Source organism: Paralteromonas sediminis, assembly GCF_003820355.1.
Classification (GTDB): domain Bacteria; phylum Pseudomonadota; class Gammaproteobacteria; order Enterobacterales; family Alteromonadaceae; genus Alteromonas_F; species Alteromonas_F sediminis.
The window spans coordinates 269,331-284,223 of the sequence record NZ_RPOK01000004.1 but is presented as its reverse complement, the minus strand read 5'-3'; the positions used below and the strand labels follow the sequence as shown (position 1 = coordinate 284,223).

Genomic DNA, 14,893 nt, shown 5'->3' with positions numbered 1-14,893 from the left:
GTTTTGAAAATAGCCTGTTTGGTTGTCTGGTTCTCACTTTCGCAGTTAAGCATGGCAAAGGAGTTTGCACAAGAACAAGTGATTAATGACTTTGATACGCTCTACCAGTCTTTGATTGATACACATTACAACCCATATGCTTATGTAACACCGCAAGCGCTCGAGGGTGAGTATAAGCGTTTAAAGCAAGCGCTACGCGCGCCATCTTACACCAAATTGCAAGCCATCAAGCACTACCAGCAACTGGTGTCTTTTATTAACAATGGTCATACTGAAATTGACTTTCCCGTGGGCCCCTATCTCAACTACGCAGAGGCTGGCGGTAGCCTTTTTCCCCTGGATTTAGCATTTGAAAACGGAAAAGCCTTAGTAAGGACTAATTATTCTAATCATCGTCAAATAAACGCAGGCGCAGAAGTCGTAGCCATTAACCACACACCAATAGCTGAAATACTGAAAGCCATTTATCCGTTAATTTCCGCAGAGCGAGAGTACTTTAAACTCGCCAAACTCGAAGTGTTATCTTTCCCCCGGTACTTTTGGTATGCCTTTGGTGAGCAGGAAGTCTATGTGGTTGATATCGTTCAGGAGGGGAAGCGCAAGCGTGTACAAGTAGAGCCTGTGCCTGTTTTTAGTGGTTTTGAAGAAAAGAAAGATGAGATACTGAGTGCCCAGCAAATACTGACGTTTTATCAACATACGGCATATTTAAATCCCGGACATTTTTCCGGTGACGAAGACAAATACAAACAATTTATCGACAATTCTTTTGACACAATAAGTCATCGCAAGGTCGAAAATTTGATTATCGATCTGCGCAATAATGCAGGAGGAAATGATTCTTTCAGTGATTATTTAGTAGCCTATCTTGCTGACAAGCCGTTTAAGTGGCACGCAAGGTTTAGTCTCAGAACCAGTCAACGCTTAAAAGAAGATACAAAGGAACACCGAGATTTGAGTCATCCATATTGGCAGTCTGTGATGGACAATGAAAACGGCGCCCGTTACATATTTGATTTCGAACCTCATCAACCTGTCCCAGAAAGTAAAAGATTTAAGGGAAATGTTTACGTTCTGATCAATCGGCACAGTCACTCTCAAGCCAGCGTAACAGCGGCGCAAATCAAAGACTATGGCTGGGCGGTCACTGTCGGAGAAGAAACGGGCGATTATCCGACACTTTATGCCTCTCAATTTCAGTACACTTTGCCCCTTACGCAGATTTCAGTGAAAATTTCAAAAGGCTATATAGTTCGTGTGAATGGAAGTGAAAATCCACAGGGTGTAATGCCAGACATACCCATACGTGACCACTTGCTCGACAAGAATGATGAGATACTTGACGGCGTATTGGCACATATCGCTGAGCGGTATTAACACGCCTTTAGGGGCCGCTTATGCCCGCTTCAGTGCAATGGCCGTTCGCAATTTTGATTTTCCGAATGCACAGAGCGTATCAAAACGCGCACGTGCAATGGGCACATGCTGACAGTCTAACGGGGTTTGTTGCTCGCCAACGTCGGGATCGTGCACATAGATAAAATCTTTATCGATATGGGTTACCGCTACCCAATGGGGGGCCTTTCGTTTATCCAGCTGATAGGTACTTATCAGTATGATGACGCTGTAACCACCTTGTAAGTGCTGTTCAATCCAGTCTTGTGTCGGCGCTGTGTATTCCAGCGGAATTTTTGCTTGTGACAGCTGTTCGCTAAACGTATTGTGAACAGCTGTCATGACCGATTTTTTATGGTCACTTCGCACGCTATCTACAAAAAGTGGGGCGTTGTCACTTACCCGCACTTTTACCGCAAACCCCCTTTCCTTAGCCGCCAAGGCTAAACCGAAAGGGTGAGTACCACCGTGCCCGGACGTCATGAAAATAGTGGTGGCTTTACGCCAAATGTCCAGTTCCGTGTTTTGATTAAGCTGTTCGCGGGAACCGTAATTTGCCATGGCCATCATGAGTGCAGCGGGTCCACAGGTAAAGTCTGTGGTTTGGCTAAACCAAGGAAGTGGATTCTTCAGCCGTAATACTTTGTTTTGCCAAATACTTTTTTGCATTCGCAGTGCATCGTCATGGTCATCATAGTAATCGGTATATTCACCAAATTCCCGATATCCCATTCGTTTATACAAATCGATGGCATGTACATTCTTTTTGGCTACTTCAAGTCGCATATAAAGTCTGCCAGCCTCAACACTCTTTTGCTCGAGTGTTTCAACTAGTCTTATTGCAATACCTTTACCTTGAAACGGCGGCACAATTGCCAACGAATAAAGTCTTGCCAAAGAGGTGCCTGGATGGCTAATGACAAGACCATAACCGACTACCTTTGCGTCCACTATCGCCACCAAAAAAACACCATTTTCATGTTTTATCCAGTGCTTGAAACTGCGTTTTGATAAGCGGTCGGATTGGAAACACATACTTTCTATCGCCAACAATTCATCGAGATGGCTAAGGTCAGCAGAAATCACTGAAGTCTGTGTTTTCATTATGGTCTGCCGCGCGCTTCGAGACGTTGCCGAAATTCAGTCATGACTTGCATGTATAATTCGTTACCTAAATAAGCATCCTCGACCTTGTGTTCAATACTGGGATTGTCATTGACCTCAAGCACATAAGGTTTGTTGTTCTTAACTTTTATGTCGACACCATAAAGGCTCTTGCCAATAATGTTGGACGCTTTGATGGCGACGTCGAGTACTGATTTCGGTACTTCAAAAGTGGGTAGGGTTTTAAAACCACCGCTGATCCCTCTTTTGGCATTGTGATTGTAAATTTGCCAATGGTTACGTGCCATTTCATATCGGCATGCGTATAACGCACGACCATTTAACACCCCAATGCGCCAATCAAAGTCTGTGTACATATACTCTTGAACCAGTACTAATGCTGAAACGGAAAACATTTCTGTAAGCTTTTCTCGCAACTCCTGGGCATCATTCACTTTAAATACGCCTTTAGAAAATGACCCTTCAGGTAATTTAAGCACCATAGGAAACGCAAATTCTTCGGCCAAAGAAAGCAGGGTATCGTCAGTTATTCGATGTAAGATTCTGGTTTTCGGTGTCGGAATGCCTTGGTAATTAAATGCATCGTGTAAAAAGACCTTATTGCAGCAACGCAAAATTGATTGTGGGTCATCAATGACCACGAGCCCCTGATTTTCAGCCTCTACTGCCAGCCGGTATGTTGGGTGATCAATGGCGGTTGTTTCACGCAGAAACAAAGCGTCAAACCTCGCTAATGACGATAACTCGGATTGTGTGATCAGGGTGGCATTGATTGACACTTTTCGCGCTGCTTTTATAAATGCATTCAGTGCTTTTTCATCGCTAGGTGGATTAGGTTCGTCAGGGTTGACCAGAATGGCCATATCCCAGCGCAACTGTTTGCGTTTTGCTTTTGACGACCATGTTCGCTCGGTAAAACTGCGCACTTCGTTCCAAAACGCATTTTTTTGTTGGTTAGTGAGTGAGGATAGCGCGGCTCTCTGCACCGACACTCTTATAGAATTGTTCGATGATGGCTTTAACCATTCTATTTTTAGTAAAGGTAAAGGAAAGGCCTGAAAAACAAGCGCCGCAATATTTGTATAGGCGGAATCTTCCGTTTTGCCAAAATAGATAAAGTGATCGCCGCCCTTGTGGACTCCCTTAGCAATGTGCTCAGGAACGTCAATGTATACAGGTACTTCTTCGTCTTTTGTTCGCAAGCTGTTGATTTGCTTCACAGAAGGCATAACCTTATGTTGCCTGGCCTCTGCAAGCAAAGAGCAATAGTAGCCCTGACTGAGATAATGCTCCGTATCACACAAATTGATAATGGTTGTGGTTGGAGCGTTTTTTTTGGGGTACTCGGTGAGGTAAGTTTCAAAGTCAATGACAGAGCAACCCGCCAACTCCAAGTCTGGCCAATCGTTAGTATCGACAACAATCAGCGTTTTCTTCATCAAGGTTCACTTATTAAAAAGACGTCTTTAGCAGACAGGAAAAATGCCACTATTGACACTAAACCAGCCTGCCACTGACAAACGTTGCCGAGAAGCTGGCAACACCTCGTGAGGAAAATCCTCGCTTAAAAACAAGGCTAAGGTGGCGAAACCGGGCTGAACCTTAATTCCATTGCGATCTATATCATCCTTATAAATGACTAACTCTCCGCCATCATCGAGCGTCCAATTGTGATTTAGATAAAGCACCATTGATACTTTTCGGTTCGAGTGGCCTTTAAACGCGTCTAAATGACGCTTGTAAAAGTGACCTGCGGGGTAGCGCGCAAAGTGGCTTTCAAATGATGTTAGACCTAAAAATAAGGTGCGATTAAGATGCCGCATCAAAGCATCAGAAAATCCTAGCCAGTCTTGTTCTACAGGGTCATCGCCGTAAATCCAGGCAATGTTGTCATTGCGAACAAACTGATTGACTTCATAATCTGATTGACGTCCTATTCCTGCAGTTTTAAACGCGTCTCCTGGCAATCGGCAGGCTAGATCATGAAGTCCTTGGGCGATGTCAGTGGGGACAGCAAAAGGATTGATGCTCAACCCCTTTTCTCGTAAATCTTCACTTATTTTTTCAAATAAATAGTCAAGTGCAGGCTTGCTTTCTTCGCCTGCACTGAATAATTCAAGATTTGTCATTAAGAGATTAAGCGCCCGTCATTCCAATCATTTTCTTCACATCCGAGAGAGACGTAAACGTTTGATAGCTCAGAGTGCTTAGCTCCTCGTTGATACAGGTCAACATGATTTTCTCATCGTTGACGTTGGTGTCATTAATATCAGCGCAGTACTCATAGATATCGACGAGTGTTTCTTTGTCAACGGGGTCGAGATCTTCAGCCATAACGCTGGTAGAGGCCAACAAAAGTAGTGTAATCAAGCGTGTATTCATAAGGTTGCTCACCGGGTTAATCGCGCCGAAGATAGCAGTGTTACAGTGAGGCAAAAAACGAATTATTTTGTTCGTGAAGACAAAAAAATTATTATTTGTTCGGCAATTACAGCCAGCATTAATAAATCATAAACGGCCATTCAAAAAGGAGAGCGGGCTATATTGATAGCTGATAAGCACAAATCCCAACCGAGCTTGCCAGATTGAGTGAATCAATGGTGCCGCTGCCCGCAATAGTAAACGCCTCAGCGTTAAATTCGGCCAATGCTTGATTGGGCACACCGCGTGCTTCATTGCCAAAGAGGTAGCAATCAAAATCACCAAACTCTGGCGCTGTAATTGCGGTGCCCTGCAAATCTAAATACGCCATCTTATTGAAGCGTTGTGGTAATGCCTCTATGGGGCAGTCCACTTCAATTGGCAGGTGAAAGATGGCCCCCATACTGGCACGAACTACTTTGGAGTTGAAAGGATCAACACTGTTAGGGCTTAGTAGCAAACGGAACCCGCCAAACCAAGCGAGTGTGCGAATGATCGTGCCTAAATTACCGGGGTCCTGTACTTGGTGTAAAAAAATGTTGCGCACATCATGAGTTTGAGGCGCATGGCTTTCTGAATGCGTCGGTAAAGGCACGCATGCGACAACCCCCTGGGGAGTTTGTGTATCGCTGAGCTGGGACATCTTTTTATCAGAGACAACGACCCGTTTAAAATCATCAGTAAGACTTTTTGCCCACGACAAGCGAGATTCAGTAACATATAGTGTTATTTGCTTGGCTTCTGAGGTTTTTGCAAGGGACTTTTGTAGCTCCATCACAAGGTGTTCACCTTCAATCAAATAGTGTCCAAATTCTGCACGATATTTCTTTTGATGCAGTTTTTTAACGTCATCTAATTTCATTTAAGTTAGCCTAATGATGGGGGGAGCATTTTGCATTTCTGGCCGGCAAGTTTACAATACTCCACCTTTTTGCGATACCGAAGTAGGCAAACTAAATGGCGCGATCAAAAACTAGTAAAAAGTGGCTGGACGAACATGTAAATGATCCCTATGTCAAAAAAGCGCAAGTTGACGGCTATCGGTCTCGTGCCAGTTACAAACTAATTGAAATAAATGAAAAGGATGCTTTGTATCGAACTGGAAGCGTCGTGGTGGATCTGGGGTCTGCACCTGGAGGGTGGTCTCAAATCGTGGCCCCTGTGGTAGGCGATAGCGGACGTGTTATCGCGTCCGACATTCTGCCTATGGATTCTATAATAGGCGTAACCTTTATTCAGGGCGATTTTACCGAAGAGGCCGTATATAACGAAATACTCCAAGCTCTTGATGGACAGCAAGCTGATTCTGTTATTTCAGACATGGCGCCCAACTTAAGCGGGGTAAAGAATACTGATCAGTACGCCGCCATGTACCTTGTTGAGCTAGCGCTAGATATGGCCCGCAATGTTCTCAAGCCGGGAGGACATTTTTGTGCAAAGGTATTCCAAGGCGTGGGCTACGATGATTATGTCAGAGCGGTTCGTGAGTCTTTTCAAAAGGTGATTGTGCGCAAGCCCGCAGCGTCAAGACCTCGCTCTCGCGAAGTGTATCTAGTAGGGAAGGGCTTTAAGGGGTAAAACTCCTATTTACGACCCTGCTTCATTCTTTTACTCTGTGCTTCGCGTTTCTCAACCCGTTTTTCTTTTCGGTCACGTTTGTCCGGCGTCAGAGACCCGTCTTTAAAGCGTTGTTTGCGTTTGGCTTTATCTTCCGCCTTTTTCTTTGCAGCAGCTGCCATTTCTATTTTTTCATGTGCTACCATCTCGGGCGTTTCAAGACTTATTCTACCCAGCTTTCCGGCTTGCAACTCGTTAATCAACACTTCACATATTTTGTGAAGGTTAATTCTACCGCCCCGCATAATCGCACCACGTTGTTTTGCTGCTGCTTCTAAAAATGCCAATTCTGTATCGGGTATTTCATCTAGTTTAAAGCGTGCTTTCATCAATTCGGGATACGCTTTTATAAGATAATCCGCGGCGAAAAAACCGACGTCTTCATATTCCATAACCGTATTTTTAACAGCGCCTGAGGACGCCAAACGGTAGATAGAATGCGGGTTTTCTAATTTTGGCCACAGCACGCCCGGTGTATCATACAAAACAATGCCACTGCCCAAATTAATGCGTTGCTGGCTTTTTGTAACCGCTGGCTCGTTGCCCGTTTTGGCGATGGTACGTTCCGCCAATATATTGATTAACGTCGATTTACCAACATTGGGTATGCCAGTGATCATGGCATTAATTGATTTTATCGAGGCGTCTTTTTTTGCAAAGTGTTCGCGTAGAAGGCCTAAGACTTGCTTACTCTCAGCGGGCTTGTCACTGGATGTTGTCAAGGTGAAAACGTTCCGATCGTTTTCTAGTGATTTTTGCCATTGCAGGGTAACCGCTGGGTCTGCCAAATCAAATTTATTGAGAATCTTCAAGCAGGGTTTATCTCCCCGGATCTTGGCGATTTCCGGGTTTTCACTGGAGTAGGGGATCCGTGCGTCAAGCACTTCAATCAATATGTCGACCTGACGTAACGACTCTTTTATCTCTTTGAGGGCTTTATGCATATGCCCTGGAAACCACTGTAAGGCCAAATTCACCTCTCCCACTGCCTTTCTTTGTTGTATTCTACTGCATTGGCAACAGATAAGCTCTGCTTAAAGACGAATACTGAAACAAGGTCGCCGGTGCTTCTATATAACTTAGATTACATGATGGAAAAGTATTCAAATAGGATGCTATTTTGCAAATACCACATATAAGATTTTGGAATGGGAATAAATCGACACCACGCAGAATGTATGAAAAAGCATTGATTGCCATGTGTCTCCAGCACGCAGAAATAGGCGACTTTTCACTGCATATCGACGAGACTGACTACCCAAAACCTGAAGATGAAGGACAAATATTAGATTCAAAGTGTGACGTGTTAGTGACGGTAGAGGGCAATAGTAAATTTGCTGGGCAGTCTTTCATTAAAATTGATACGCCATTGTGCAATGACTTATTGAGTCACAGGCTTTGTATCATTAGAAGTGACAAACAGGACGTATTCTCAGTTGAACTAACGGATAGTAAATTGAGACGATTGAAGGCTGGTATACCAGCTACGTGGGCGGACGCTGATATTTTGCGTTACAACGAATGTCACGTGGTTGAACAAGGCGACCTAAATCATATTCTTGAGGCTATACACAAAGGAGACTGTGATTACATCCCTTTAGGTGCAATTGAGATTGAAGCAATAATGGCAAGTGGTTTTGGCAATCAAAATGCGCTGACTATTGAAGCTAATCACATCATCCATTACCCGCTACCATTGGTGTTTTATGTCGCTCCAAGACGTCCTGAATTGGTTTCAATTATTGAGTTTGGATTAAATAGGGCAATGAGTAGTGGGGATTTTCAGCAATTGTTCGAGCATCACTTCCCTTCTGTAAAGAGTCGGCTGAACTTAGCTACAAGAAAGATACATACTTTTTCTAATCCGAAATTGACCGATAAGTCCGTGAATTAAACTCTTTCGGATAGTGCCTAGCCGAATACGGGCTTAATACAGCAATTGAAAACAGCGTCGCTGTAAAAAATTGAGGTAATAAAAAACCGACTTTCGTCGGTTCAATAGGGGACTAGAGGCCGGACCTGAACCAGTAAACTTACGGTTACCGGCATGGGGTATTTCACTTCATATCGACCTTGCGCATAAGATATTCAGGCCAAAAATTTCCTTAATGTTAGAAAGTACTTCAGCGGTCTTTTCCCTTGATGCTTGGCTCCCCTGAACCAAAACATCTATCAATTGTGCCTTATCACTTAAAAACACATTTCTCCGGTCTCTTATAGGTCGAATCATGTCTTGCAAACACGTTTCAAGTATCTTTTTCGTGGTTCCATCACCAAGACCTCCATGTCTATAACGTTCTTTTAACCGACTGACATACGCCTTATCAGTATGAAATGCATCGAGGTAGGTAAACACCACATTTCCTGCGACTTCCCCAGGGTCTTCAACCCTAAGATGATTGGGATCTGTGTACATCGATTTTACCGCTGTCCTAATTTCTTTTTCACTCGCTCCAAGATTAATAGCGTTGCCCATTGACTTGGACATCTTATTTTTTCCATCGGTGCTAGGAAGTCGCGGAGCGTCACTCAACAAAGGTTTACATTCTCGTAAAACAACACGCCCTGCCAGTGAGTTAACCTTTCTTACAATTTCATTTGTTTGTTCAAGCATGGGCAACTGGTCACCTCCTACAGGCACTAGAGATGCGTTAAACGCTGTGATATCAGCAGCTTGTGATATTGGGTATGTTAGAAAACCTGCTGGAATAGAGCGTTCAAACCCTTTGCTTGCGATTTCACTTTTCACTGTTGGATTTCTTTCTAACCGACTTATGGTTACAAGGTTGCTGTAATACATAGTTAACTCAGCAAGAGCGGGAAGTTGCGATTGAAGGCAAATAGTTGTTTTAGAAGGGTCAATACCTACAGCGAGATAATCAGCAACAACATTAAGAATATTAGATGAGACTTTTTTTGGATTGTGGGCGTTATCAGTCAGACCTTGCATATCAGCAACAAGGATCGTTTGTTCGTGAACTTTCTGTAGCGTGACGCGCTGCTTCAAAGAGCCAACATAGTGACCAAGGTGCAAGGGGCCTGTTGCTCTATCACCGGTCAAAATGATTTCTGGTTTATCGGAACCTTGTATTGGGTTCATAGGGGTATCTCCAAATTAAAAAATCGCTACCGGAGATACAAAAGATTTTACAGTCTAAGCTACCTACCAGCAGCGTTAGAATGCAAGGATTCTGTGCCGCTCTAAATAGAGCGCCACCAGAAGAAAAGTGATGTAAGGTTAGGTGCATATATCATGGCGATAACTTAACGTTAAGTACTCAAGAACGCAACGCCATTAGGTGTTTTATTAAGAAAAACTTTTGTAAAAATATAATTCTGAGAAAAGACAATTTGAACACTCATAGAATGCGATGGCGTTTACATCTTGTGTGCAGTTCGATACTGACTTGGTGTCTGGTCAGTGAATTTCCTGAACGCTTTATAAAATGAGGATCGCGAGTTAAAACCGGTTGCTAGTGCAACATCGAGGACTGATGTTTCTGTCTCTACGAGCATATGCTTAGCGCACTCTATTCTCGCATTATTAATGAAGTCAAAAAATGTCGTTTGCAAATGCTGCGATAATGTTTGCGATATATACTGAGAAGGCTCCAGAGCAATCGCTGAGAGTTTTGCCAGTGTTAATTCAGGATCAAGGTGGGCTTTGTCCTTTTCCAGTGCATGTGTCAGCCTTTTGGCTATTGCAGCTAAGTCTTTGTCAGTTAACGCTGACTTTTCGTATGTTTTGGTAGATGGTTGTTGTGCGGTAGCTTTTATTGGAGGTGAGTTGTTTTCAAAAATGGGCCTCTGTCGGATTCCATTTGCACACATTATCCAGACAATAATTACAAGTAACACTAGTACACCGCTCTCAGAGACGCCCATATACGCAAACTTGTTATCAACAGCTAATACAGCAAGCGCATAAACCCACGAAAATGCTATCAGTACAGAGACGCCAACTAGCCAGTTCAGGCTCTTACCTTGCTCATTTGAAAACACATTTTTTAGCTGGTTTCTGTGTTGCACCGTTCGTTTCAGTAACATAACCATGTAGCAACAGCTGAGCACACACCAAAGTACAACCGCGATAAAGAAAGCACCGGCAAGTAGTTTGACACGAAAGTCATTGCTTCCCTGGTCGGAAAAAAACATTGCGATGAAAGCCGACTCTGGCAACAGGAAAATTGCACTTCCTAAAGCAAATACGAATGGCAGCGGTAAAAGGTGTTTCCACACAGCCGATGTCCACTGCCACTGCTGTTCTGCAACTAACGTTTCGTGATAGAACCATAAACTGGGCAATAGCAAATAAAATAAAAAAGGCAATACACTAATATATGCTTGAGTGAGCCAAGGAAAAAAAGCAAAAAAGAGAGGGCCAGTAGACAGCACTCCCAAGCAAATTAAAACAAGCATCAAGGGCTTTTTTGATGGTGAGGCTGTTTGTAGTGGCATCAACAACAATGTAAAACTTGCCACCGCCACCGTCATTGTTGCTAAGAAAACGTCAAGCATACCGCTAATCCCATACTCTCTCTTTCACAAACCTATTTGACACTAAATTGAGTTTTTTACGCTCAATGTATGCAACCAACTTACCACAAAGCAAATGATTGTAGAGCGACACAAATAAAATAAGCACATAAGCAGCGAAAAACTGTCCGCGTTACTTAGAAAGGACGAATCGAGACACGTAGTTCCCTATTGTGGACATAATGATTACGTCGCTTAAGGATGTAAACCTGTTTATGAAGAATGAAAAAGTGGATGAACTGCGCGCTTCAAACCGAATGTTAATGAGGTATGGCGCTAGCGCTTTTTTTGGCATGCCAATTTGTTATATCGTTATGTTTTTAGTCTTTGGTGTTGCGCTATCCATTCCTCCGACCGCGACTGTAGGCGAAAAAATTGCTTTCATTGAGTCACAACAATCACTAATTAGCTTCGCGTATATCGCTGGGTATTTACTGTTCGGATGCTTACTTCTTGTTGCAGTTCAGGCAACGCATAGGCGTCTTAATATGGTGCCGTCTCACCTTCTCAACACCGCGAGTATATTTGGCTATATATGGGTCGTGTTGATGTTTGGAGCTGGAATGACCGCGTTAGTCGGTATGAATACTATGCTTTCACTGAATGCCAAAGGTAGCCCCTATTCTGACACCCTGTTTTATGTCTATACCACAGTGACAAACGGATTAGGGGGGGGGATTGAGTTGGTGGGTGGAATGTGGGTATTGCTTATCAGCCTTTATGGACTGCAGCAAGCACAATCAGAAAAGCGATTGCATACGGTAGGTCTTGTCGTAGGTACCCTTGGAATACTCACGCTGTTTCAGTCAGTAGCTGAGATAAAAGCAGCATTTGGTTTAAGCCAGATCGCGTGGTTTATCTGGATGGGATACGTTTTACTAAAAGATACTACTCATAACTATGAGAAACCACATTGACGTGCTAGAGATTGTTATTTGTGGCCTTGAACGAATAGAGTGGCAAAAGACATTTAATTGAGGAGTAGTCATGCCAAAACCAACAAAAATCCTTTTCGCATTCTTCCTGATAACAACAGGAGGTGTGCATGCAAACGAAGTGAAGACAGTAAATTTTACACAATCATCCCCTCTTTTGGATGGTCGTTGTGAGGCACAAGAATGGCAATACGCCATCAAGTCTAATCTAGCCGCAAACACTGGTGTTTACCTTATGCACAACGACGAATCAATCTTCGTTTGTGCAACGGGAAAGGCGGAAGATTACACAGTGTTAGATATATATATCGAAGATCCCAAAACCGGTTTGCTGCACAACCTTCATGCATCAGCGCAGCTGTCTGAGAAAGTGATGAAAGGCAACGAATGGGAGAGTGTCGGTCAGTGGGAACTGCACCAATGGAGTGGTTTTTGGGTGCCTTATGCAGGACAGGAAGGTGATGAAAATCGCAAGCGCCCGATTTTTCTTAAAGGAAAAGACAGAGAAATTCGTATTCTCAAGGAAAAGTTTTCGGGCAACTCATGGAATATGATGTTTGGTTTAGGCGGCGTGAAACAGGACGGGGAATTCGGGCCAACTATTCTGTACCCAGAGGGTGGAGTATCTACAGACAGTTCTACGTGGATGACGTTTTCGTTTGTGGGGGCTGCCAACATGCAGGAGTAGTAATGAAAGTTAACTCAGTTAGAAACAGCTTCAGAGAAAAAGCAGGTTAAGAGCCTTAAGAAATTAGCGCTGAGACGCCAGACTTACAGATATTCGCCTTCAAGTCCCTGAGCGCTATTTTTACGATACCCACTTTTTTAAATTTTTCTGTAACCTTTTAAGGTTTTCACAATATTTATCTTTAAACGCAATCAAAATTAAGAAAAGGTAAATTCATTGTTTAAAACGTTATTGAAAGTTTCAGGTGCTTATATTTTGTTTTCCGGTGCAGCATTTGCTGAGCCTAGTCCGAATAATATAATAGGAGAATACCTCCCTAGTTTGTTCAGTGAGCGAGTACTCAGTATTACCAATGATGCCAACGGTTTGATGGCTCACTCCAAAGGTCAGGGGGCATTCAAATTGATCAAGAAAAGTCATGCAGAATACCAGTTAGACGGCCCGCCAGTGACACTCAATTTCAATGGGTTAGAAAACCAGAAGTTCAATGAAGTCACGCTGGCTACACCCAAAGGTGGTGTAGATTATTATCGTAAGTCTTATCTTTTCAAAAAGTACAAGGAAGTCGCCCACAATGTTCGACCAAATGGATTGTCAGATGCAATTTTGATGGACGATTTTGACGCAGTAAAAGCTCTCATTGATAAAGGCATCGATATTCACGAACTGGATACTCGCCGACAACTTGGTGGGGTTAATGGTCGCAAGCCACTAAATTGGGCGGCTCAAAAAAATGATTTAGATGTTATTGCACTATTGGTGATATCAGGCGCCGATATCAATAGTACCAACCTGTCAGGCTATTCACCATTGCATCATGCGGCTGAATACGATGCGGTGGAAGCCATTGAGTTACTCATTAAGTTAGGTGCTGATGTGAAATTGAAAACTAAAGCGGGTCACACAGTATTGGAAGTTGCAGCAATGAACAAAAGCGCCAAAAGCCTGGGTGTTTTGCGTGCTAACACTTCCGCTGAATAACTTCGCAGCTTTCGTCATTCTTACATGAAAAAGTACGTAGCGTGTACAGCACTCTGTAGTCTATTGCTTCTGCCTGTAAAAGCAATAGCTGCGCAGTGCAATCGAATTTGGCTTAGTCCTGACCTGCCAGGTGCTGAACATTCTATAGCACAGTTCGAACGCGCTTTTGCCAAACAAAAATTCGGCTACAGCATGGTTAAACAACGCATGCAGTTATTCCGAGTGCCGGGTGTGAGTGTCGCTTATGTAAAAGGAGATCACGTGCTGTGGGCCAAATCATACGGTGTTCTGCAGCAGGGCAGTGAGCAATGTGTTGAAATAGATACGGTATTCTCTGTGGCATCGATTAGCAAAGTGGTAGCGAGTATGATGACTTTGCTGCTAACTCAACAGCGCACTCTTGGTTTGGATACAGACGTAAATTCATATCTTAAAAGCTGGAAGGTAGAAGGTACCTCGCTTTCTCGAACCAACCCTGTCACATTAAGGCATATTATGTCTCATACAGCAGGCTTTAATGTACATGGTTTTAGTGATTTTCAGCCTAATGAAACATTGCCTAATACAGTGCAAATTCTAAAAGGGCTAGCGCCAGCAAAAAACTCACCAATCAACCTTATTTATGAGCCAGGCAAGGTATATAGCTACTCAGGAGGTGGCACGACTGTTATGCAATTAGTCATTGAGGATGTGATGCATATGTCATTCGAACAAGCTGCTGATAAGTTGCTATTTCACCCCTTAGGAATGGATAACAGTAGTTTTGAAACACCAGCAGAAAAATTGAGTGATAAGGTTGCAAAAGCGCATGACCGGTTCGGCCAAACAACAGCATTACCCAGAGGCTGGGAAAGTATGCCTGAAAAGGCGGCATCTGGGCTTTGGACTAACGCCTATGATTTGGGACTACTTATGGCTGAACTGCTACGCGCTTTTAACGCGAGTACTACCACACTATTTGAGCCTGAAGTGATAAGAGCCATGATGACAAAACAGGCAAACAGTAAACATGGTTTAGGGCCGATCCTTGACGGTGAAACCTTCTATCATGGTGGTGCTAACGATTCCTACCGTGCACTTTTTCACGGAAATTTATCGACCAGCAGCGGTTTTATTATTCTCGCCAATAGTGCTTCAGCAGATTCGCTTATCGATGAAATTCAGGATGCAATGAAAGCAATGGGTAATCATTAAT

15 protein-coding genes are annotated in these 14,893 nt (G+C 43.4%); 7 read left to right on the top strand and 8 right to left on the bottom strand.

What is annotated here, in order from left to right; all coding sequences use genetic code 11:
* Positions 1-51: 51 nt before the first annotated feature.
* Positions 52-1,377 (top strand): S41 family peptidase, encoded by a 1,326-nt coding sequence (locus tag DRW07_RS13445; protein WP_165870501.1) that lies wholly within the window; start codon positions 52-54, stop codon positions 1,375-1,377.
* Between the two features lie 18 nt (positions 1,378-1,395).
* On the opposite strand, the gene DRW07_RS13440 is transcribed toward DRW07_RS13445, so the two are convergent.
* The 5 genes from DRW07_RS13440 to DRW07_RS13420 all read right to left on the bottom strand — a co-directional run bounded on the left by DRW07_RS13440 (position 1,396) and on the right by DRW07_RS13420 (position 5,803).
* A complete protein-coding gene (locus DRW07_RS13440) occupies positions 1,396-2,499 on the bottom strand; it encodes a peptidase C39 family protein (protein WP_124028445.1) in 1,104 nt (367 codons plus the stop codon).
* Positions 2,499-3,959, bottom strand: coding sequence for a RimK family protein (locus DRW07_RS13435; RefSeq protein ID WP_124028444.1), 1,461 nt, complete (start codon positions 3,957-3,959; stop codon positions 2,499-2,501). The genes DRW07_RS13440 and DRW07_RS13435 overlap by 1 nt, the downstream gene beginning before the upstream one ends.
* Positions 3,960-3,986: 27 nt before the next feature.
* Positions 3,987-4,649 carry a 2OG-Fe(II) oxygenase gene (locus tag DRW07_RS13430; RefSeq protein WP_124028443.1) on the bottom strand — a complete coding sequence of 221 codons (663 nt, stop codon included), beginning with the start codon at positions 4,647-4,649 and terminating at the stop codon, positions 3,987-3,989.
* Between the two features lie 7 nt (positions 4,650-4,656).
* Positions 4,657-4,902, bottom strand: coding sequence for a hypothetical protein (locus tag DRW07_RS13425; RefSeq protein WP_124028442.1), 246 nt, complete (start codon positions 4,900-4,902; stop codon positions 4,657-4,659).
* 157 nt (positions 4,903-5,059) lie between these two features.
* Entirely contained in the window at positions 5,060-5,803 is a 744-nt protein-coding gene (locus DRW07_RS13420; RefSeq protein ID WP_124028441.1) for a TrmH family RNA methyltransferase, read from the bottom strand.
* A gap of 95 nt (positions 5,804-5,898) precedes the next feature.
* On the opposite strand from DRW07_RS13420, the gene rlmE reads away from it, so the two are divergent.
* Positions 5,899-6,519 carry a 23S rRNA (uridine(2552)-2'-O)-methyltransferase RlmE gene (gene rlmE / locus DRW07_RS13415; protein WP_124028440.1) on the top strand — a complete coding sequence of 207 codons (621 nt, stop codon included), beginning with the start codon at positions 5,899-5,901 and terminating at the stop codon, positions 6,517-6,519.
* Between the two features lie 5 nt (positions 6,520-6,524).
* On the opposite strand, the gene ylqF is transcribed toward rlmE, so the two are convergent.
* Positions 6,525-7,529 (bottom strand): ribosome biogenesis GTPase YlqF, encoded by a 1,005-nt coding sequence (ylqF, locus tag DRW07_RS13410; protein ID WP_124028745.1) that lies wholly within the window; start codon positions 7,527-7,529, stop codon positions 6,525-6,527.
* A 149-nt stretch (positions 7,530-7,678) separates the two neighbouring features.
* Between ylqF and DRW07_RS13405 the strand changes: the two genes are divergently transcribed.
* Positions 7,679-8,452: a type 2 periplasmic-binding domain-containing protein gene (locus tag DRW07_RS13405; RefSeq protein ID WP_124028439.1), complete on the top strand. Its 774-nt coding sequence runs from the start codon at positions 7,679-7,681 to the stop codon at positions 8,450-8,452.
* A gap of 168 nt (positions 8,453-8,620) precedes the next feature.
* Here DRW07_RS13405 and trpS read toward each other — a convergent pair whose 3' ends face one another.
* Positions 8,621-9,658, bottom strand: coding sequence for a tryptophan--tRNA ligase (gene trpS, locus DRW07_RS13400; protein ID WP_124028438.1), 1,038 nt, complete (start codon positions 9,656-9,658; stop codon positions 8,621-8,623).
* Positions 9,659-9,936: 278 nt separating this feature from the next.
* Entirely contained in the window at positions 9,937-11,076 is a 1,140-nt protein-coding gene (locus DRW07_RS13395) for a helix-turn-helix domain-containing protein (RefSeq protein WP_124028437.1), read from the bottom strand.
* A gap of 233 nt (positions 11,077-11,309) precedes the next feature.
* Between DRW07_RS13395 and DRW07_RS13390 the strand changes: the two genes are divergently transcribed.
* The 4 genes from DRW07_RS13390 (at position 11,310) to DRW07_RS13375 (ending at position 14,892) form a co-directional block, all read left to right on the top strand.
* Complete coding sequence (locus DRW07_RS13390) at positions 11,310-12,011, top strand: hypothetical protein (protein WP_124028436.1); 702 nt, start codon at positions 11,310-11,312, stop codon at positions 12,009-12,011.
* A 70-nt stretch (positions 12,012-12,081) separates the two neighbouring features.
* A complete protein-coding gene (locus tag DRW07_RS13385) occupies positions 12,082-12,717 on the top strand; it encodes a hypothetical protein (RefSeq protein WP_124028435.1) in 636 nt (211 codons plus the stop codon).
* A 216-nt stretch (positions 12,718-12,933) separates the two neighbouring features.
* Positions 12,934-13,698 (top strand): ankyrin repeat domain-containing protein, encoded by a 765-nt coding sequence (locus tag DRW07_RS13380; protein WP_124028434.1) that lies wholly within the window; start codon positions 12,934-12,936, stop codon positions 13,696-13,698.
* Between the two features lie 24 nt (positions 13,699-13,722).
* The gene (locus DRW07_RS13375; RefSeq protein ID WP_124028433.1) at positions 13,723-14,892 is read left to right on the top strand and encodes a serine hydrolase domain-containing protein; all 1,170 of its coding nucleotides are present in this window, start codon (positions 13,723-13,725) and stop codon (positions 14,890-14,892) included.
* The last annotated feature ends 1 nt before the right edge of the window (position 14,893 follow it).

Excerpts from the sequence above, each read along its gene's own strand:
- DRW07_RS13445 (WP_165870501.1), top strand. The coding sequence starts at position 52 with ATGGCAAAGGAGTTTGCACAAGAACAAGTGATTAATGACTTTGATACG.
- DRW07_RS13440 (WP_124028445.1), bottom strand. The coding sequence starts at position 2,499 with ATGAAAACACAGACTTCAGTGATTTCTGCTGACCTTAGCCATCTCGAT.
- DRW07_RS13435 (WP_124028444.1), bottom strand. The coding sequence starts at position 3,959 with ATGAAGAAAACGCTGATTGTTGTCGATACTAACGATTGGCCAGACTTG.
- DRW07_RS13430 (WP_124028443.1), bottom strand. The coding sequence starts at position 4,649 with ATGACAAATCTTGAATTATTCAGTGCAGGCGAAGAAAGCAAGCCTGCA.
- DRW07_RS13425 (WP_124028442.1), bottom strand. The coding sequence starts at position 4,902 with ATGAATACACGCTTGATTACACTACTTTTGTTGGCCTCTACCAGCGTT.
- DRW07_RS13420 (WP_124028441.1), bottom strand. The coding sequence starts at position 5,803 with ATGAAATTAGATGACGTTAAAAAACTGCATCAAAAGAAATATCGTGCA.
- rlmE (WP_124028440.1), top strand. The coding sequence starts at position 5,899 with ATGGCGCGATCAAAAACTAGTAAAAAGTGGCTGGACGAACATGTAAAT.
- trpS (WP_124028438.1), bottom strand. The coding sequence starts at position 9,658 with ATGAACCCAATACAAGGTTCCGATAAACCAGAAATCATTTTGACCGGT.
- DRW07_RS13395 (WP_124028437.1), bottom strand. The coding sequence starts at position 11,076 with ATGCTTGACGTTTTCTTAGCAACAATGACGGTGGCGGTGGCAAGTTTT.
- DRW07_RS13390 (WP_124028436.1), top strand. The coding sequence starts at position 11,310 with ATGAAGAATGAAAAAGTGGATGAACTGCGCGCTTCAAACCGAATGTTA.
- DRW07_RS13385 (WP_124028435.1), top strand. The coding sequence starts at position 12,082 with ATGCCAAAACCAACAAAAATCCTTTTCGCATTCTTCCTGATAACAACA.
- DRW07_RS13375 (WP_124028433.1), top strand. The coding sequence starts at position 13,723 with ATGAAAAAGTACGTAGCGTGTACAGCACTCTGTAGTCTATTGCTTCTG.